Origin of the sequence: Thalassospira sp. A40-3 (genome assembly GCF_015871485.1) — a bacterium.
GTDB classification, from domain to species: Bacteria; Pseudomonadota; Alphaproteobacteria; order Rhodospirillales; family Thalassospiraceae; genus Thalassospira; species Thalassospira tepidiphila.
In genome coordinates, this window is the sequence record NZ_CP065428.1 from 4,308,962 (window position 1) to 4,328,073 (window position 19,112).

Annotated in this window: 20 protein-coding genes and 1 tRNA gene; 9 read left to right on the plus strand and 12 right to left on the minus strand. The window is 54.3% G+C overall.

Translation table 11 applies throughout. The annotated features are described in order from the left end of the window. The first annotated feature begins 39 nt into the window (after positions 1-39). The gene (locus IT893_RS19940; protein ID WP_197146412.1) at positions 40-1,047 is read left to right on the plus strand and encodes a complex I NDUFA9 subunit family protein; all 1,008 of its coding nucleotides are present in this window, start codon (positions 40-42) and stop codon (positions 1,045-1,047) included. A 108-nt stretch (positions 1,048-1,155) separates the two neighbouring features. Here IT893_RS19940 and IT893_RS19945 read toward each other — a convergent pair whose 3' ends face one another. After that, entirely contained in the window at positions 1,156-1,941 is a 786-nt protein-coding gene (locus IT893_RS19945) for a cobalt-precorrin-6A reductase (RefSeq protein ID WP_197146413.1), read from the minus strand. Between the two features lie 83 nt (positions 1,942-2,024). Beyond that, positions 2,025-3,143 carry a cobalt-precorrin-5B (C(1))-methyltransferase gene (locus tag IT893_RS19950; RefSeq protein WP_197146414.1) on the minus strand — a complete coding sequence of 373 codons (1,119 nt, stop codon included), beginning with the start codon at positions 3,141-3,143 and terminating at the stop codon, positions 2,025-2,027. A gap of 226 nt (positions 3,144-3,369) precedes the next feature. Here IT893_RS19950 and cobA point away from each other — a divergent pair, with 226 nt between their 5' ends. The 7 genes from cobA (at position 3,370) to IT893_RS19985 (ending at position 10,959) form a co-directional block, all read left to right on the plus strand. Then, entirely contained in the window at positions 3,370-4,233 is an 864-nt protein-coding gene (cobA, locus tag IT893_RS19955) for a uroporphyrinogen-III C-methyltransferase (protein ID WP_008888930.1), read from the plus strand. A 101-nt stretch (positions 4,234-4,334) separates the two neighbouring features. Beyond that, positions 4,335-5,114, plus strand: coding sequence for a sulfite exporter TauE/SafE family protein (locus tag IT893_RS19960; protein ID WP_252724021.1), 780 nt, complete (start codon positions 4,335-4,337; stop codon positions 5,112-5,114). 143 nt (positions 5,115-5,257) lie between these two features. Further along, positions 5,258-5,872, plus strand: coding sequence for an SCO family protein (locus tag IT893_RS19965; protein ID WP_008888932.1), 615 nt, complete (start codon positions 5,258-5,260; stop codon positions 5,870-5,872). Between the two features lie 61 nt (positions 5,873-5,933). Beyond that, positions 5,934-7,277, plus strand: a complete 1,344-nt coding sequence (locus tag IT893_RS19970) for a cobyrinate a,c-diamide synthase (protein ID WP_197146415.1) — start codon at positions 5,934-5,936, stop codon at positions 7,275-7,277. Between the two features lie 88 nt (positions 7,278-7,365). Next, a complete protein-coding gene (locus tag IT893_RS19975) occupies positions 7,366-7,830 on the plus strand; it encodes a YcgN family cysteine cluster protein (RefSeq protein ID WP_008888934.1) in 465 nt (154 codons plus the stop codon). Positions 7,831-8,502: 672 nt separating this feature from the next. Beyond that, on the plus strand, positions 8,503-9,993 hold the full coding sequence (locus tag IT893_RS19980) for a PAS domain-containing methyl-accepting chemotaxis protein (protein ID WP_197146416.1): 1,491 nt from the start codon (positions 8,503-8,505) through the stop codon (positions 9,991-9,993). Positions 9,994-10,206: 213 nt separating this feature from the next. Continuing rightward, entirely contained in the window at positions 10,207-10,959 is a 753-nt protein-coding gene (locus tag IT893_RS19985; RefSeq protein WP_197146417.1) for an MBL fold metallo-hydrolase, read from the plus strand. 22 nt (positions 10,960-10,981) lie between these two features. On the opposite strand, the gene IT893_RS19990 is transcribed toward IT893_RS19985, so the two are convergent. From IT893_RS19990 to IT893_RS20020, 7 genes are all read right to left on the minus strand, one after another. After that, the gene (locus tag IT893_RS19990) at positions 10,982-11,881 is read right to left on the minus strand and encodes an alpha/beta fold hydrolase (RefSeq protein WP_083996992.1); all 900 of its coding nucleotides are present in this window, start codon (positions 11,879-11,881) and stop codon (positions 10,982-10,984) included. A gap of 18 nt (positions 11,882-11,899) precedes the next feature. Further along, positions 11,900-12,166 carry a DUF1150 family protein gene (locus tag IT893_RS19995; protein ID WP_008888938.1) on the minus strand — a complete coding sequence of 89 codons (267 nt, stop codon included), beginning with the start codon at positions 12,164-12,166 and terminating at the stop codon, positions 11,900-11,902. Between the two features lie 16 nt (positions 12,167-12,182). Beyond that, entirely contained in the window at positions 12,183-12,680 is a 498-nt protein-coding gene (locus tag IT893_RS20000) for an Hsp20 family protein (RefSeq protein ID WP_040822570.1), read from the minus strand. A gap of 179 nt (positions 12,681-12,859) precedes the next feature. Continuing rightward, entirely contained in the window at positions 12,860-14,530 is a 1,671-nt protein-coding gene (locus tag IT893_RS20005; RefSeq protein WP_197146418.1) for an adenylate/guanylate cyclase domain-containing protein, read from the minus strand. A 224-nt stretch (positions 14,531-14,754) separates the two neighbouring features. After that, on the minus strand, positions 14,755-15,480 hold the full coding sequence (locus IT893_RS20010) for a type 1 glutamine amidotransferase (RefSeq protein ID WP_197146419.1): 726 nt from the start codon (positions 15,478-15,480) through the stop codon (positions 14,755-14,757). 209 nt (positions 15,481-15,689) lie between these two features. Further along, the gene (locus IT893_RS20015; protein ID WP_064780331.1) at positions 15,690-16,115 is read right to left on the minus strand and encodes a DUF6691 family protein; all 426 of its coding nucleotides are present in this window, start codon (positions 16,113-16,115) and stop codon (positions 15,690-15,692) included. Further along, positions 16,115-16,549 carry a YeeE/YedE family protein gene (locus tag IT893_RS20020; protein ID WP_197147765.1) on the minus strand — a complete coding sequence of 145 codons (435 nt, stop codon included), beginning with the start codon at positions 16,547-16,549 and terminating at the stop codon, positions 16,115-16,117. Before IT893_RS20020 ends, IT893_RS20015 begins: the two co-directional genes overlap by 1 nt. Before the next feature lie 309 nt (positions 16,550-16,858). On the opposite strand from IT893_RS20020, the gene IT893_RS20025 reads away from it, so the two are divergent. Beyond that, positions 16,859-17,833 (plus strand): class I SAM-dependent methyltransferase, encoded by a 975-nt coding sequence (locus IT893_RS20025; protein WP_197146420.1) that lies wholly within the window; start codon positions 16,859-16,861, stop codon positions 17,831-17,833. Between the two features lie 87 nt (positions 17,834-17,920). Here IT893_RS20025 and IT893_RS20030 read toward each other — a convergent pair whose 3' ends face one another. From IT893_RS20030 to IT893_RS20040, 3 genes are all read right to left on the minus strand, one after another. Continuing rightward, positions 17,921-18,385: a YtoQ family protein gene (locus IT893_RS20030; protein WP_197146421.1), complete on the minus strand. Its 465-nt coding sequence runs from the start codon at positions 18,383-18,385 to the stop codon at positions 17,921-17,923. Positions 18,386-18,470: 85 nt separating this feature from the next. Then, positions 18,471-18,546: transfer RNA gene (locus IT893_RS20035), tRNA-Ala, on the minus strand. A gap of 96 nt (positions 18,547-18,642) precedes the next feature. Continuing rightward, complete coding sequence (locus IT893_RS20040) at positions 18,643-18,948, minus strand: FYDLN acid domain-containing protein (protein WP_008888952.1); 306 nt, start codon at positions 18,946-18,948, stop codon at positions 18,643-18,645. Positions 18,949-19,112 lie beyond the last annotated feature (164 nt).

Consider the following 19,112-nt stretch of genomic DNA (forward strand, 5'->3'; position numbering starts at 1 on the left):
ATCGTCCGCATCGTCCCGACCGGCAAGGAGAGAGCAAGCATGGAACGTCGTATCGTAACCGTTTTTGGCGGCACCGGATTTGTCGGACGTCATATCGTCAAGCGTCTGCTGGAGCGTGATTTTATCGTTCGCGTCCCGACCAGAAGCTTTGAGCGCGTCAAAAAACTCAAACCGATGGGCAATCTGGGGCAGGTTGTTCCGGTCCATTGCGATGTGCGCGACGAAGACAGCATCAAGGGCGCGCTTGAGGGTTCCGAAGCGGTGATCAACCTGCTTGGCATTCTTTATGAACGCGGCAGCAAGAATTTCCTCAATATCCACGTCAAGGCGGCCAAACGCATTGCCGAGGAAGCAAAGGCAGCCGGTGTAAAGACGCTTTTGCACATGTCGGCACTGGGTGTGGATAAAAACACCTCTGCCAACTATGCGACGTCAAAGCTGGCCGGTGAAAAGGCCGTGCGCGAAGCGTTCCCGGATGCGGTGATCTTCCGCCCGTCGGTGATCTTTGGCCCGAATGATAACTTCCTGAACAAGTTTGCCACCATGGCGCGTTTCTCGCCGATGCTGCCGGTTGTTGGCGCACCGGGCCTTCCGAAAGTTGATCTGGGTGAAGGCAAGGTCGATCTGCACGGCGAAGGCGGTCCGAAATTCCAGCCGGTCTATGTTGGCGATGTTGCCGACGCCTTTGTCACGGCCCTCACCGAAGGTAAATCTGCTGGCAAGACCTATGAGCTTGGTGGACCGGAAACCTATTCCTTCATGGCGCTTTTGCAGGACATGCTGCGCATCACCCGTCAGCGCGCCATTTTGATGCCGGTTCCGTTCTGGTTGGCCTCTATCAAGGCATTCTTCCTGCAGTTCCTACCGGTTCCGCCGCTGACCCCGGATCAGGTACGTTTGCTCAAGACCGATAACGTCGTTTCCGAGGGTGCGGACGGTTTTGCCGAACTTGGCATTACGCCCAATAGCCTAGAAGCAATTGCGCCGTCATACCTCAAACGGTTCTGCCCGCCGCGCAAATCGGGCGAGTTCCGCCGTTTCGTCTAAGGCGCACGGCTGATCAGATGATCAAAAAGAAAACCCCGCCAAACCGTTGGCGGGGTTTTTTGATTGCGTGCAAGTTGGCGAGCAAACATGCCGCCTTGCACAGGACCATCAAACCTTCTTGAGGGTCTCACGAACGGTATCGATGATTTCAGAACGCGACGAGGCCTGAATGACCGGCTCCCCACCGGGGCGTTCAATCATGATCACCGGAATGCCAAGGTTCCGCGCGGCTTCGATCTTGGCAAAGGTCGCCTCACCGCCGCTATTTTTGCTGACGATCACATCGATTTCGTTGCGTTCAAGAAGCTCCGTCTCGCTTTCAACACTGAACGGGCCGCGCGCAAACAGCCATTCGCCAAATTCCAAATCAAACGGATCACGCGGGGCATCAACGGTACGAACAAGTAGCCACGTTTTTTCAAGCCCTTCAAAGGCATGCAGGTTCTTGGCACCGCTGGCAATTAGTGCGCGATTGCCAACCTCGGGCAGGATTCTGGCCGCTTCTTCAATCGATTTTACCATGATCCAGTTGTCATCTTCGGTCTGTTCCCAGGCCGGGCGGTGATACTGAATGCAAGGCATCGCAACCGCATGGCAGGCCTTGGCGATATTGTGTGAAATCTCTGTGGCATAGGGGTGGGTAGCGTCAATCACCAGATCAATCTGTTCATTTTTGAGATGGGTGATGATGCCCTCCGGCCCACCAAAACCGCCGATACGTACGGGAACGCCATCTGGAAGGCTCGGTGCGCTGGTGCGCCCGGCGAGCGAGAGTTGCAAACGAACATCCCGGCCAAATTCATGCATCAGGTCCTCTGCAATGCGATTTGCGTCTCCGGTCCCGCCAAAAATAAGGATGCGTTTTGGACGTTCGGCAGGGCGGGAGAGGGACATGGGCAAAGAACCTTGTTGTTGCTTTATGACCTTGGATGGCCTGTTTGTTGCGCAGACACGGGAACAGATTAACGAACTGCTGCTTACGATGCCACCGGTCGGAATTGATCAAATTCGCCAATCCCGTGGCGGGCAATGATGGTGCCGTTGCGGTCGGTAATGACGACTTCAACGGCCGATGCGCCGTCCAATGTGGCGCGCGCGGATTCGCAGGCCTGACGGGCAATCGCATCTTCAATCTTAACGTCAGCCGCCTGACAAAGTTCCAGAACCTGTTTGGCGGTATTGGCCGTGCGGCACTGGTCTTGCAGCGTTTCATCCCCGCCACACGCTGCAATCGTTCCTGCCAGTCGATCAAAATCGACCTGTGATCGGCTTGAATGCAAATCGAGATGCCCCTGGGCAAGTTTGACCAGTTTGGCAAACCCACCGGCGATGCTGACAAAGGCAATCGGATTTTTGCGAAGATACTTCAGCATCCCGCCAACAAAGTCGCCCATATCAAGAATGGCTTCTTCGGGCAGGCCATAGAATGCACGAATGGCAGCCTCGGATGTTTTGCCGGTTGCGCTGGCAACATGTTCGCGCCCGGTCGCCCGCGCGACGTCAATCCCGCGATGGATCGAATGGATCCAGGCCGAACAGCTAAACGGGATGACAATCCCCGTGGTGCCCAGAACCGACAACCCGCCAACAATGCCCAATCGCCCATTCCATGTTTTGGTGGCAATTTCAGCACCCCCGGGAATGGAAATCTCGATCTCGACATCGGGGCTTGCACCATACTGATTACAAAGTGCTTCGATCTGTCCGACCATCATTTCGCGCGGTTTGGGATTGATCGCGGGTTCACCCGGTGGCAATGGCAGGCCCGGCTTGGTAATCGTACCGACCCCGTCACCGGCATGGAATGTGATGCCGCTTCCGGGTTTGCCGACGCGCACCGTCGATATGATTTCTGCCCCATGGGTGACATCGGGATCATCCCCGGCATCCTTGATCACGCTGGCGCGCGCCCAGCCATCGCCCTTTTCAGCCTTGATCAACTGAAAGGACGGCGTTTCTCCGCCAGGCAGGGTAATGGTGACCGGATCGGGAAAGTCGCCGGACAGCAATGCCTGCCACGCGGCACGGGTTGCGGCGGTGGCACAGGCCCCCGTCGTCCATCCCTTGCGCAGTGGTCCTTCCGGTTTTCTTGCCATCAGTCGGTTTTTTTCCTGTTAATCCTGTCGGTGTTTTCGCTATTGAGGGCGGGGATAAGATCCGATTGAGAAATTCAATTAAACATCAATATTTATGTGATTTAAAAAGTTATACGAAAAAATATCGGAAATATGTTGTGCGTATCGTTTGATTGCTGTTTAACATATCCTCTTGATGCGGTCCTGCACAGATGGCTGCATTTCATTTAAGTAGAAGTATCGCGCGATGACGAACCTTGGTGTTGATTTTCCGGTTTTTGAACCGGGTTGGGTATGGCTTGTTGGGGCGGGACCCGGTGATCCCGGTCTTCTGACGCTGCATGCCGTCAACGCCATGCAACAGGCCGATGTTGTTGTCTTTGATGCACTGGTCGATGAACGGATTTTGAACCTTTTGCGTCCCGATGCCAAACGCATCTATGCGGGCAAGCGCGGTGGTCGTCCATCTTCCAAACAAACCGATATTTCCCTGCAACTGGTTGAACTGGCCAAACAGGGCCTGCGTGTTTTGCGCCTTAAGGGCGGTGATCCGTTCGTGTTCGGACGCGGCGGCGAAGAAGGCATGACCCTTGTTGATCACAATGTGCCGTTTCGTGTTGTGCCGGGCATTACCGCCGGGATTGCCGGTGCGGCCTATGCCGGGATTCCGACCACGCACCGCGACTGCAATTCGTCGGTCACCTTTGTCACCGGCCACGGATCAAGTGGCGAAGTGCCAGACAACATCAACTGGGCGGCCCTTGCCAAGGGTGCGCCGGTTCTTGTCATGTATATGGCGATGAAACATCTGCGCCGGATTTCGTCGGAACTGATGGCAAATGGTCGGGCCGCGGATGAACCGCTTGCCGTGATCAGTCAGGCGACCACGCCGGGACAGGGTATTTTGATCACCACCCTTGAAAAGGCGGCGGATGATGTCGAACGCGAAGGTGTTGAGCCGCCTGCGGTGTGCATTCTGGGCAAGGTTGTTGGCCTGCGCGATCGTCTGAACTGGCTTTCGCCGCAGGACGATGTGACCGCGGTGCGTCATGTGCCGTTCGAACAGGTGCTTGATCTGATCACCGCACCGGCAGATCCCCTCAAAAACTGAACTTCGATCCTGCCCGGATAAGGTTCCAACAGATTGATATATATCGTTGCCGGTGGATCGCGCGATTGTACAATCGCCGCGCAAATGTTTTGACCCGGTGGATGATGGACGAACAGCAGGTATTGATACGCATCCTTGAAAGCGGTTGGGCGCAATGTGCCGACATCGTGCGCACGGATGGCGGGGTGCTTCTGACTGCGTTGGTGGCGGGACTGGTGGGGAGTGCGACCCACTGTGTCGGCATGTGCGGCCCGTTCGTGATCAGTCAGGTCACCAGCCGGATGGAACAGCTCCCGGTCGAGAAAATGAGCGAGTTTCGCCGTCTCACCGGCGCCGCCTTGCTACCCTATCAGTTCGGGCGGTTGTCGACCTACTGCTTGCTGGGCGTGCTGGCCGGCTATTTCACCGACAGCATAAGTGCGCTGACCCGCGTGTGGTGGATCGGGCCGGTGTTGCTGATTGCGGCCGGTGTGTTTTTCCTTCTTTTCGGTATTTTGGGCCTGATGCCTCATCTTGGCGGGTTGCTGCCATCGACCGGCGAAACGCGGTGGTGGAACAAGCTGGTTGGCAATCATGCGCGCGGGCTTTTCCAGGCCCCCTATGGCTGGCGGGGGTATTTGCTGGGCGTGATGCTCGGCTTTATTCCCTGTGGTCTGGTTTATGGCGCGCTTGTGATGGCGGGCGCCACCGGTGCGGCGCTTAATGGCGGGGCGGTGATGCTGGTGTTTGGTCTTGGCACGGTGCCGATGTTGTTTGTCACAGGCTTTGTCGGCCAATATGCCGCACAGCGGTTCCGGGCCCTGATGGTGCCAGTGGGCCGTGGACTCATGATTATTAATGGCCTGATCCTGTTTGCCTTGGCAGCAACGACATTGGGCTGATGGGGTCGGGCAGCGTGATCAAGTGTGAGCTTTCCCACAGGTGCTGACCTTGCAAGAATGTGTAGGGTATTTATAGTGCCCCGTCAGTTTGTGGCACACAAAGATCGGTTGTCCGTAACCGGCAAAGAGATGAGGGTGGACGCGTGAGCAAAAAGACGCTTCTGGCAATTCTGGGTATTGCCCTGGTTCTTGGTATCGGCCTGACCTATCGTCTGATGATGATGGGCACGGAAACCAATTCGTCCGGTACGGCGTCGATTGGCGGTCCCTTCACACTTGTCAATCAGGATGGCGAAACTGTCACTCAGGATGACTTCAAGGGCAAATACATGCTGACCTATTTCGGCTATACCTTCTGCCCGGATGTTTGCCCGACCGAATTGCAGGTCATGGGAACAGCACTTGATATGATGCCCCAAGACATCGCAGATGAAATCACACCCGTCTTTTTCACCGTCGACCCCGAACGCGACACGGTCGAAGCGGTTGCCGAATATGTTCCCTATTTCCATGATCGGATGGTTGGGTTGACCGGCACCGTCGAACAGACAACGGCGGCCGCCAAGGCGTTTCGTGTTTACTACGCCAAAGCAATCCCGGAAGGTGAACCTGAAGATACCGATACCTATCTGATGGACCATTCATCCTTCGTGTATCTGATGGATCGCGAAGGCAAATTCGTCCGCCACTTCAATTACGGCACCAGCCCCGAAGACATGGCCAAAGGCGTGACCGAGGCGGTCAAAAACAACGGCTGATTATTCCGTCGCGTAATGCCATGATCATGGCAAATAAATTCGGCTCGGAGAACAGCCCAAAATGCCTGACACCATTCCGGGGATCGTGATTGCGGCCCCCGCGTCAAACAGTGGCAAGACCGTCATTACCTTGGCGCTTCTGCGCGCGCTGACCCGCAAGGGCCATAAAATTGCCGCGGCCAAAACTGGACCGGATTATATCGACCCCGCCTTTCAGGCAGCTGCGTGCCGCGATACCTGCATCAATCTTGATCCGTGGGCGATGACGCCAGACCAGATCAACGGTCTGGCCCGCGATCACACGCACGGCAAAGCCTTTTTGATGTGCGAAGGCGTCATGGGTTTGTTTGATGGTGCCGCCAACGGCGATGGATCGACCGCCGATCTTGCCGCCCTTGCCGGTTGGCCGATTGTTCTTGTGGTCGATGTGAAAGGCCAGTCGGCCTCCGCCGCGGCGGTGATTTCCGGGTTTGCCAAATTTCGCGATGACATCAATGTTGCCGGCGTGATCCTTAACCGGGTGGGCAGTGACCGCCACAAGCAGATGATTGTTGATGCCTGTGCCAAACATTTGCCGGATCTGCCGGTGCTGGGCGCTGTCCGGCGTAGCGAAGACCTGATCCTGCCAGAACGCCATCTTGGTCTGGTGCAGGCGGGCGAACATGCCGAGCTTGATACCTTTCTCGATCGTGCCGCCGATATCATCAGTCAAGATGTCGATCTGGATGCCTTGATCGCACTGGTGGGTGAAAAGGCCGGAAAGGCCGAGAAAACTAAAAAATCTGCAAAACCCACGCCGACCGCACCCGTGATTGCCCCGCTTGGCCGTCATGTTGCGGTGGCGCGTGATGCGGCCTTTGCGTTTAGCTACCCCCATCTTCTGGATGGCTGGCGTGCGGTGGGGACGAAAATTTCCTTTTTCTCGCCACTGGCGAACGAGGCCCCGAACCCGGATTGTGATGCCGTCTATCTGCCCGGCGGCTATCCGGAACTTCATGCCAAGACCCTCGCCGCGGCCAAGGTCTTCCGGGCCGGCATGCACGATGCTGCCCAACGGCATGTCCTGATTTACGGCGAATGCGGCGGGTACATGACCCTTGGCAACGGCCTTGTTGATGCCAGTGGTACGCGCCATGAAATGCTTGGTCTGTTGCCGCTTGAAACCAGCTTTGCCAGCCGCAGGCTGCATCTTGGCTATCGCGAGGCGCAGCTGGGCATTCCGACCCCTTTTGGTCCGGCAGGCATGAAGCTGCGTGGTCATGAATTTCACTATGCGACCACGTTGTCCGAAGACGGCATGCCGTTATGCCGGATGAAAACGGCGACGGGTCTTGATCTTGGTCCTGCCGGCCTGGTGGATGGAAGTGTTTTTGGCTCCTTCTTCCACATGATCGCAGAGAGTTGATCAACCCGTTGTCAGACTTGAATGCGACGGGGATTACGCGCGGTTTAGACTATGTTATGTCTCAATGACGGCCCGACTGAGAGAGATCATGGATAAAAAAGACCGCGTCGCATTGCCACCTGAACCATTCTGGGAAACCAAGACTCTTGCTGAAATGACGCAAGCGGAATGGGAATCCCTTTGTGACGGCTGTGGCAAATGTTGCCTGCACAAGCTGCAGGACGAAGAAGACGATTTTGTCTATTACACCTCGGTCGCGTGTCGTTTGCTCGATTGTCATACCTGTCGCTGCAAGGATTATCCCAACCGGACACAGCATGTTCCCGATTGTGTGCAGCTTTCCAAGGAAAATGTCGAAACCCTGTCCTGGATGCCATCCACATGTGCCTATCGCCTGATGGCAGAGGGAAAACCACTACCCGACTGGCATCCGCTTAAGACAGGTGTCGCAGACTCGGCCATCATGGCAGGCATGTCCGTGCGCGGCATGGCCATCCCCGAAGACGAAGCCCATCCTGATCTGACACGCTACATCGTAAAGTGGCCTGCTTAACCGGATATCGTCAAACCGGTGTCCGCAGACTTTGTGCTTTCATTTGAAAGGCCGCTTTGCCGACCCTACCAGATCGGCATTGAACGAACTGTTCATCAATCTTTCAATGCTATACCAAAGGGTTGTGAAGCAGCGCAGAAACGTTTTTTGGATTTTCATAAGCATGCTTTTTGAATGATGACCTGGTAATTTGATTTCTGCTAAAAACTGAAACAATCAATTGTAATGCAATCAATAATACTAAACGAAATTTATCCAGGATTGTTTTTCCCTTTGCGAGTATGCAAATTCGCTTGCGCTAGTCAAAGGTATATGGTTGGGTATCGATGATCAGTTGTTCAAGATGGGATCAATTATTCATCAGCAGAAATTTTTCAAACTTCGTTCGGTATGGCGTAAAACGCAGCATATCCGATGCAAAGTTTGAAAAACTGCAAAAAATTCCGAACATCTGACCATCAAACGCAAGCCGTTTGAAAACCGGAAATGATCTGTGTTGAAGATCTCACCGTATCCTCTCGCATGAGAAGTGAACGCTCGCAGGCTTAGGTCTTATCATGCGTATGTATGAGAGATCTTGTTGCGCGTTCTTAATTTTGACCAAACGGTCAATAACCCCGCGAGGCTGACGGGAATTAACGGGATAAACCCGTTTACGCAAAGGGTATAAAAGTGGGTATTGGATTTTTTAAGGGCGACGTCGAGGCGCGCAATGAACAACAAGTCACCGCTGCGCTCGGTCGCTCAATGGCACGCATCGAATTCACCGCGGAAGGCAAGATCCTTTCGCTGAATGAAAACTTCGAAAAGACGATGGGCTACAAAGCCAGCGATCTTATCGGCAAACATCACTCATTGTTTGTCCCCGAAGAGCTCATCAGTTCGGCAGATTACAAAAATTTCTGGAAGAGACTGGCGTCAGGCGAGTTTCTGACCGGGGCCTTCCCGCGCAAACGTCGTGACGGATCGTTGATTTGGCTTGAAGCCACTTACAACCCGATACTCGACGCGAAGGGCAATGTAACCAAAGTCGTGAAGTTTGCGACCGACATCACCGAACGTCGCAACGAACGTGCGTTGCTGCAAAGCGTGTTTGATGCGATCAGCACCTCGCAGGCGGTGATCGAGTTCAACCTCGATGGCACGATTCTGACCGCCAATGAGAACTTCCTGTCTGTGCTGGGCTACAGCCTTGATGAAATCAAGGGCAAGCATCACAGCATGTTCTTGCCTGAAGATCAGAAAAATTCGTCAGAGTACCGGGCTTTTTGGCAAAGCCTGAACCAGGGAAAATTCCAGGCCGGTCAGTTCGCCCGTGTGGGCAAGAATGGCAAGCAAGTCTGGATCGAAGCGACCTATAACCCGGTTCTTGATGCTGTTGGCAAACCGATCAAGGTGATCAAGTTTGCCACCGATATCACCGAAAAAACCAAGCTTCTGATCGACCTTAAAAAGATGATCGACGGTAACTTTACCGAGATCGACAACAATATCACCGAGCTTAACACGCGCACGGTTCAAAGCGTTGATGCGTCAACCAACACGATGGAACTGACCCGCAACGTTGCGGCCAGCACCGAACAGATGGCCGCCTCGATTGCCGAGATTTCCCAAAGCATGGCCCAGTCACAGGGCGCAACCGAACGCGCCTACGAGCAGACCAACACCGCCAACGAAATGACCCAGCGCATGACGGGCGTGGTTGACGAGATGGGCAATATCGTTGAAGTCATTCGCAATATTGCCGGGCAGATCAACCTGTTGGCGCTGAATGCGACGATTGAAAGTGCCCGTGCCGGTGAAGCCGGAAAGGGATTTGCCGTTGTTGCCAACGAGGTCAAGAACCTTGCCAATCAGGCGGCACGTGCCACCGAAGACATCACCCAGGAAATTACCGGTATTCAGGAAATTTCCGCTGAGGTCGCCGGTGCTTTGGAGACCATCCGTGGTTCGGTTGAAACCGTCCGTAACGATGTCACCAACATCTCTTCGGCGGTGACAGAGCAAACGGCGGTTACCGAAAATGTCAGTACCAGCGTGCGTGACATGGCCCGGTCTGTCGAAAACATGTCAGATAACCTTGCAGCCATTCGCACGACTACAGATACGGTCGCATCCTCTGTACAGCGCACGCGCGAAGCGGCCGAGGTGCTGACGCGTTAATTCAGGCTGATGTCTTCGATCGAAAGCTGCCATTAAAAGGGCGGAGCCAAACGGCTCCGCCCTTTTGTCATGGAATATGACAGTTTGAAGATGATCAAGGTATCCTGCGGGGAACCACTTGCCTTAAGCAAGGGGAAGTCACAAGAATGTCGGCTTGAGGCACTTGGAGCTGATATACTCCGGGCTTGCAGGGGAAATACGGGGCGATAAGGAATGAACAGCGATCATCTGCGCATTGATGTTCTTGGTGTGGGCGAGGCCTTCGATCCGAACTTTGAAAATTCGTCGGTCGTGGTGTCTGCGGGCGACTTTCGCCTCTTGATCGATTGCGGGGCAACGGCGGCCGGGCGGCTGATGGCTAAGTTTCCCGATCCGGATGCGATTGATGCGATCTATTTCACCCACATGCATCCCGATCATGTTTTCGGTCTTGTGCCGGTCATGCTGAACTGGCGCGATGATGGCCGTTCAAAGCCGTTGCGCATTCTGTGCAGCCCGCAATTGCGCACGCATCTTGAAAAACTGATGGAGCTCGGCTTTACCGGACTTGGATCAGCCTGGCCGTTTACCATCATCTGGCATTCGATTGCCGAGACAAATTCAATTGGTCCGTTTGAATGCCGTTTCGCGCGGTCCGATCACAGTGTGCAGAATCACTCGATCCTGTTGCGCTACGCGGACAAGGGGTTTGCCTATTCCGGTGATGGCAATGTAACAGCAGAAACCGCCGCCCTGTTTACGGGTGCGGATCTGGTGTTTCAGGAAACCTATCTGATCAAGCATGATCCGCAACATGCCGCCCATTGTGATCTGGAAACGGTTTTGAAACTGGCATCCGACATGCCCGGCGCGCGATTCTGGCTTTATCACATCAAACGCAATGTGCGTGCGGAAATGGCCCAGATGCTGCGTAGGAACGAGCAGGTCCGCATCGCCGCACCCGGCGAAGTCATCGAAATCCGCTAGACCATATCTGAGAGCACCTTATTTATTCGGGCATGCTTTCTTTCAGGCAATAAAGCACTTCATAGGGCGCTGTAAGTTGTGGCAGGTGCCCGTATGAATCGATGATGTGTAACGTGCTGTTGGCAAGTTTAGCATTCAAATAATGACCAACTTCCAGCGGTACGGCAGGATCTCGTGCGGGTTGAATGATTGTGGTTGGGATAGTAATTTTTGGCAGGATATCGCGGAAGTCAGACTGAAAAATGAACCGTGCTATCTTTAGTGCGGTTTGGGTTGGCATGGCCAGAAGGCCGGACGCAAATTCACGAACGAACAGAGGAAATTCGTCGCCGACAATCACCGGGGCAAACCCGTTTGCCCAATCTTCGTAACCTGCTTCCATTGCGCCAAAAAGACCATCAAGATCATTTTGCGAGAAACCGCCGTGATAGTCACCTTCATTGAGATAGCGTGGTGAAGGCGCAATCATGGAAATATGATCAAATATCTCGGGGCGTTCGCAGGCCGCGATCAAGGCAACCATACCGCTCACGGAATGCGTCAGTATTTTTGCAGATGAAATGCCTTGTTCATCAAGGATCGCTATCAGATCATCGGCAAAAGCGGTAATGGATGTATGTCTTCCGTCTTCGAATGTTGCCCTGCTGTTCGGGCCTGCCCCTGCAAGGTCATACACCCCGATATCGTAATGTTTGAGAAGGTCTGGCAACAACAGTCGCCAACTACGATGATCGGTCCCGAACCCGTGCGACAGCACCATCAAAGGGGCATCCGCGCGCCCGCGAGCATTGCGGATCAGGCGCCAGTTATGCAGCTCTGACAGTGTTTTCGATGCTTTCTCGTTCGACGTGTCGGTCAACTTGGTCAAACCTCCGAATGAACTGAAAAAAAGTACCCGGCGGGCCGGGTACTTCAAAAGCATCTTAGCATTGTAGGCGACTTAGTGAACCGCGCGTGGCTCCATGTCGTGCTGGCGGATGGCTGCATCCGCGACGGCATGGTTTTCAAACGACGCGATATGGGTACCGTCGGCGGTGAAGACGCCATAGACCAGTTCGTCGCTGTCGTTCTCCGTATTGGGAACCGGACGCACATAGGCAAAATCATGAATACCCAACAGGGCGAAGTCACCATTTGACAGAAGACCGGTATCCTGGCCGATCCGCTGATCGCTTTCGGTATCGTGGTTATTTGTTCGATTTGTCATTTGAACCACTCCTTGGTTAGGCTTTGCCGTCTATTTGATCAGCATTGCTATCCTCGTCCTCGACATTCATGTCGATGGTTTTTGACGGCACAGCTTTTTTCTTGTTCGAGCCAATCGCGATTTCACGAACGACCGGTTCCGGTAGGGGTCTGTTCAGGTCAACATGCAGCAGACCGTTATCCAGATGCGCACCGACGACTTCGATGCCTTCGGCAAGGACGAAGGAGCGCTGGAACTGTCGCGACGCAATGCCACGATGGATATAAACACGTTCGCTGTCATCATCGGTATGTTTGCCGCGAATGATCAGCTGGTTGTCTTCAGTGGTTACCGACAGGTCTTCCTCGGCAAATCCGGCAACTGCGACGGTGATTCGCAGTTTGTTTTCACCAATCTGTTCGATGTTATAGGGCGGATACCCCTCGGCCTTGGTTTTCGAGACCTGATCAAGAACGCGTTCGATCTGGTCAAAACCCAAAAGCAGCGGGCTGTTGAACATTGAAATTCGTGACATTTGCAGCACCTCCTCCATCAGAGCGAGTGTGGTTGTTTTCAGATCCCACGCATCCTGCGTTTCGGGCATCTAATTGTTCGACCCGAGGCATTCGGCACCGAACGTTTCATATATTCAAATAAATGTGGTTTTCCCGCCAATAGTCAAGCCTTGCCTGTGGTACGGACATAAGACATCGACTAATTCTTGGTTTGTGTCAGATCTGGCATCGTTTCAAGCGCATAATAGGCAACCGACTGATCCTTACCGCGCAGCGCAACCTCGTGCATCACGGCATTTTCCGGCAAGGGAATCGGCCCGTGATCAAACAGCGTCTTGGAAATCACCAATGGCACGCCATGCCCCTTGGTCTGGGCTTCAAGGCGGGCGGTGGTGTTGATCGTATCGCCGATTGCACTGATGTTTTCGCGGCCGGGCGGGCCCATTTCCCCAACAATTGCCTTGCCCATATGGATGCCGATTCCAATGCGCAACGCGTGGGGAAGTTCGGATTTAAGATGCAGGTTAAGGCCTTCAATCCGGCGCAGCATCTCGGCGGCTCCCTCAAAGGCCTGCATGATGGTGCGTTCGGTATCGTCACTTTCATGGCCATAAAGTGCCATCAGGCCATCGCCGGTAAACTGCGCGTAATAACCACCTGTGCCGCGCAGTGCCTCGGTCATCTCGGCAAAGAACTGGTTGAGGATGAAAAGCACGTCATAGGGCATCTTGCTTTCGCCAAGCTTGGTCGAATCACGCAAGTCGATAAAGATGCAAACAACCTGTCTTTCACTGCCCGAGAGTCCGCCGGGACGTCGTCCGTCACGCGCGGTGGCGTTGGGCGGCAAAAGCGGTGCGACCGCCAGATCATTGTGCGGTCTGATCTGACAGGCAAGGCGCATGCCCTTGGGGGCCTGAATGCTTTTGAGTGCAGCGGCCTCGATATCACCGGGAGGGGCAAGATGATCACTGCCTGATCCACAGTGGATTCTGCACGTCGTGCAGCGCCCGTGCCCGCCACAAACCGACGCCATCGGAACACCGGCATCGCGCAGCGCCTCAAGCGCTGTGGCACCGGGCGGTACACGCACGAAACGCCCGTTTGGCAGGCTCAGCATCGGGCCGCGCTTTACCCGATCAAAGGTCTGGCGGATCTGGCGCACACCAAAAGGTGCCAGCGCAAGGGCGATACTCAGGATCGTGAACGGCAAAATGGCGTTTTCATAGAAGGTGATGGCGTCCTGATTGACATTGGCGGCATCAATCACCCCAAACACATATTTGCGTCCGCCTTCCTCTGCGCGGCGGATCACCTCGGCTGCCGCGGCCGAATAACCGGCAAGCGAAAGTGTCGGGATCAGAATGGCCAGCGTGCCAAGCGTATTGCGCCATTTCGGATAGAACGGTTTGACCCGCAGCCAGAAATGAATGCCGATGCAGCCATGCGCCCAGACAACAATCACAGTGATCGCCTGCAAGATGCCCTGATGCGGAATGAACACGGCCAGATCAAGAAGAACGCGCTCAAACGGTGAATCAACATCAAAGCCCAGATCGATAACCCGGGTCGCGATGATATGCCTAAACAGCAGGAACGGGATGCACAGGCCAAGGATCATCTGTGCCCATTCCGATTTGCGTAGGCGCAAGGTGCGGCGGCTGGTCAGGCGTGCGGTTGCCAACAAAAAGTGCGTTATCAGCGACAACACCAACAGGATCTCAAGCGGTGGAAACTGCCAGACTTCCGTGGTGTATTCCCCGGCTTTTTCCATCAGTTCCGGTGAAACGATGCCTGCCGTATGGTTCAGCAAATGCGTCAGCACATAGGCAAACATGGTCAGGCCGGAATACAGCCGCAGATTCTGGATCATCGCTTCGGGTGCCTATTCTTCATTTGCGCGGTCTCTCGGTGGTCCAAGCTTGAACGTCGACATTCTGCGGTCGATCACATCATTTTGCTGCGTCCATGGTTGAACAGGATCATGCAACACCTTTGGTTGATAAAGTGTTTTGCACCTTCAGGCACGAAAAAAGCCACCAGGATTTCCGGTGGCTTTCTGTGATTTGGTGCGTGATGTCGATATGATCTGCGGCCTTAGGCGGCTGACTTGATTCGCTTCCGGGTCATGAACTTCACGATCGCGCGCGCGAAATCAACACTCGTGATCGGCGTCTCAAGTGACTTCATGGCAGCTTCATGCACATCATCGGGGATCAGGTCATAACGGGTCTGCAAAAGGGCGGTCTCGTATGGTTTCATGAACTCCGGATGCGGCTGGATCGAGGCGGCATTATCGCCATACTGCAAACCGGCATAGGGGCAAAAATCGGAACTTGCCCAAACAGTCGCACCCTTGGGCGGCTCAACTACCTGATCCTGATGGAAGGCATTGATGCGGATCTTTGCCGGGCTGTCAGACAGCCAGTCGCTGTTGCGTGCATCAACCGCGTATTCATGTACGCCCACACCCCAACCCTTGTCGGATTTGATGACCTTGCCACCAAGTGCTGTTGCCAGAATCTGATGACCGAAACAGATACCAAAGACCGGCTGACCGGCAGAAACCGCATCGCGCAGGAAGTCCTGCAGGCGGATCATCCACGGCAAGTTTTCATAAACGCCATGTTTCGATCCCATGATCACCCAGCCGTCGGCATCACGGATTGAGGCCGGAAAAACGTCTTCCAGAACGGTCCAGGTTTCGAACTCCAGACTCGGATCAACGTCGCCAAGCAGCTTTTCGAGCATCCCGGGGTAGGAGGCGAAATCGTCGCGAAGTTCTTCCGGGGCGAATCCGGTCTCAAGAATGCCGATCTTCATGCAAAAACCTCTGTGGTCGTCAATGTGGCGCTCTTGCTCAGTTATGGGATTTTAACGCCAAAGACAAGCCCGGTGCTGCGAGATTTTAGTCAAATTTTGACCGGAAATGCGAAACCGCCCGGCGTAAAGCACGGGCGGTTGCAAAACCTGCGGCCAGTGTCTGGGGATCAAACCGGCCGCAGATTATCGGGTTCAGGCATCGGCCGGGTTTATTTGTTAAGACCGATGGCACGGGCACCGCCCATGCCGGCAATCATCGCGACCACAAAAATAATCGTATCGGTATGGCCGAAGGCCAGTGCACTAAGGGCCGGACCCGGGCAATACCCAACCAGTCCCCAACCGGTACCAAACAACAGGCCGCCAACAACCAGTTTGGTGGTGATGGCACGGTTGGTCGGCAGGCTCATCTCGCCGCCACAGACCGCCTCGGTCCGGTTCTTTGCAAACTGGAAGATTGGAATGGCAACCGCCAGCCCACCGCCCATGACGAACGCAAGGCTCGGATCCCATCCACCATCGGCAATCGCCCAGATATCAAGAAAGCCCAGAACCTTTTGCGGGTCGATCATGCCCGAAATGTAAAGGCCAAAGCCGAAAATCGTGCCGCAAATCAGGGAAACAATTATCCGCATTACATGCCTCCCATCAGATGGCGGGTGACAAGAACCGTGACAAAGCCCGCTGCCATAAATGACAGGGTCGCAACCAGCGATCGCAGCGAAAACCGCGACAGGCCACAAATGCCATGACCACTGGTGCAACCGCTACCAATCGTGGTGCCAAAACCAACCAGAAGACCGGCAATGATGATGACCGGTAATGAGCTTGTCACAACACTTTGGGCTTCGATCTCGGTTGCGTTCATCAGGATGAACGGACCAACAATCAGCCCGATGATAAAGGCCAGCCGTTCAAAAACAGCAGAACCACCCTTGGTCAGGGTCAACAAACCGCCAAGAATGCCGCTGATCCCGGCAATTCGCCCATTGAGCAAAAGATAAAGGCCAGAGGCCAGACCAATAAGTCCACCGCCAATCAGGGCGGAAATCGGAGTGAAGTTTTCCATCATTCAATCCATCAAAACCAGAATTTATATTAATGTATGATAATTAATTGATTTTATCAATGGTTCAGTGGAATTTTGTGCCAAATTTCTTTTTAGAAACTGTTGCTAAAATCGATGCAGCCGCACGTGAAAGCGCCCGATTATCGGTCAACACCCTGTTTGCATTGGTATGCGATTCCCGAAAACATATAAGGTGTTGATTTTTCGATATTTTATCTATCTTGCAAAACACCGAAAATAGGAAGATATAGCAGTATCTTCGGTTGTGGTTTCGGCGTGTTGCCCAAACCCCCTTTTCGGATTTCATGCATGAGCAAAGATCGTCTGTCCGCCAGTCGGCGTCTTGATGTCGCATTGGCGCTGGTATCACAGGGCGACTACACCGCTGCGATTGACGTGGCGCGTGCCGCATTGGCCGCTGATAGTGACTGGGACGAAGCCCATTTTACGCTGGGCGACATCTATGAACGTGCCGGTGAAACCGAAAACGCCGTTGAGGCTTTCCGTCAATATCTGATGCTTGATCCCAAGGACCGAATGGGGGCAGAGGTCCGCCTGACATTGCTTGGTGCGGCTGCCCTGCGTGATCGCTTGCCGCCCGATTATGTGCGGGCCCTGTTTGACGATTATGCCCCACGGTTTGAGATCAGCCTGCGGGATCGTTTAGCCTATCGCGGACCGGAGCTTTTGTTCGAAGCCATCCGGACTCATCTGCCGGAAATGTTGCGTCCGATGGATGTGCTTGATCTTGGTTGTGGTACCGGGCTTGTGGGCGAAGTGTTCGCTGGTCATGTTGATGCGATTGATGGCATCGACCTGTCGCCGCGCATGATCAACCGCGCGCGCGCCAAGGGGCTTTATCGCACCCTTGTCGCTGGCGATATCACCGATATGCCCGCCGATATCGGAACGGATTACAGCGTTGTCATCGCGGCGGACGTTCTGAACTATCTTGGCGATCTGGTGCCAGCCCTGCGTGCTGCCCATGATCGGATGAAGCCCGGCGGGTTGCTGGTATTCACGCTCGAGCACGGCGATAACTTCCCGTTCGATCTCGGTCCCGGGCAACGCTTCCGCCATCATCAGCGCGCGATCAGCGAATGGCTGGTCGAATGTGGCTTTAACGTTCTTTCAGACACTTTGGGTGTTCTGCGTCAGGAAAAAGGTAATCCGGTTGAAGGTCGGGTCATCGTCGCACGTGCAAGTGACGCAATGGCGCTGATGGCGGGCGATCTGATCATTCCGGGCGATCCCGATCAGGCCTCGGGTCAAACCCTTCACTAACCTCAGCCAGCCCCAAACGTATCAGCAGTAAGCATGCAACCGGCGACATTGTCGCCGGTGCAGTAAGCGGGCTGTGGGCTTAAAGCCTTATACCTTGGGCATATTACCCCCGATGATATAGGCCAGCGCTGCGACCACCTGTTCGGGTTCGCGGGCAACACCATTGGCCGCGCCATCGACTTCCTTAAGCGCGTGATCATGCTCTGCCGGATGCAGCGTAATGTATGGAATGCCAAGGGCGGCCGCGTAACCGGCATCAAACGCCGCGTTCCACTGCTTGTATTTCTCGCCAAAGCGAATGACGGCAAGATCAGACTGGGACAGCAAGGTCTTGGTGCGCATGGCATTGAGCTGCGCGCCCTTGCGGTCATGCCAGAACTTGTTGTCTTCGGCGCCAAACACGGCAACGCCGCAATCATCTGAATCTTCATGCACGGTGATCGGGGCAACCAGATCGACCGGAAGGCCGGCTTCTTTCACGCCGGTTTCAATACGCTCGCGCCAATCGCTGTGAATTTCGCCCGACAAATAAACGGTCCAGACTTTGCTCATCTTTCTCTCCCTTGGTGGTCGTTATGATGGGGTATGTCAGACCCTAAAACGACAAAACCCGTCGCCAAAGGCAACGGGTTTTGAATGGTGGAGCCGATCAGGATCGAACTGACGACCTCTACAATGCCATTGTAGCGCTCTCCCAACTGAGCTACGGCCCCACTTTGTCCGCGACGCAGTCTGACAAGCAGGCTCTGCGGCGCGGCGCATATTTAGAAGGTTCGCCAAATGTTGGCAAGACCCTTTTTCAAAATTTCTTAGCGATCGTCGTCGTCTGATTCGACATGCTCATAGACTTCGCCAAGATCATCATCATCTTCGCCAAGATCAGAAGCATCTTCGAGAATATCGTCGTCGATATCGGTATCGACATCATCGTCAAGATCGGTGACGTCATCGACGTCTTCGTCTTCTTCCGGTGCCGGTTTTGCAACCGCGGATTTCTTGACCTTTGTCACCCCGTCCGGCGTTTTGCATTTCGGGCAGACAACCGGGGTACGGTTCAGGTCGTAATACTTGGTACCACAGGCGAGGCAGTGACGTTTCTTACCGCGTGCTGACATTACGGCAAATCCTCTTAATTACCGTTATCAATTAAGAAAAAGACTTTGTGTCGCAAAAGCGCAGCAAGGCTACGCACAGCGTCTTGTCCGAAAGGCCCAATTGCCATCTTGCGAGCACCTTGTCAAAAGGAAATTGCGCGTTTTTCCCTTTGGCAAGGCGATGG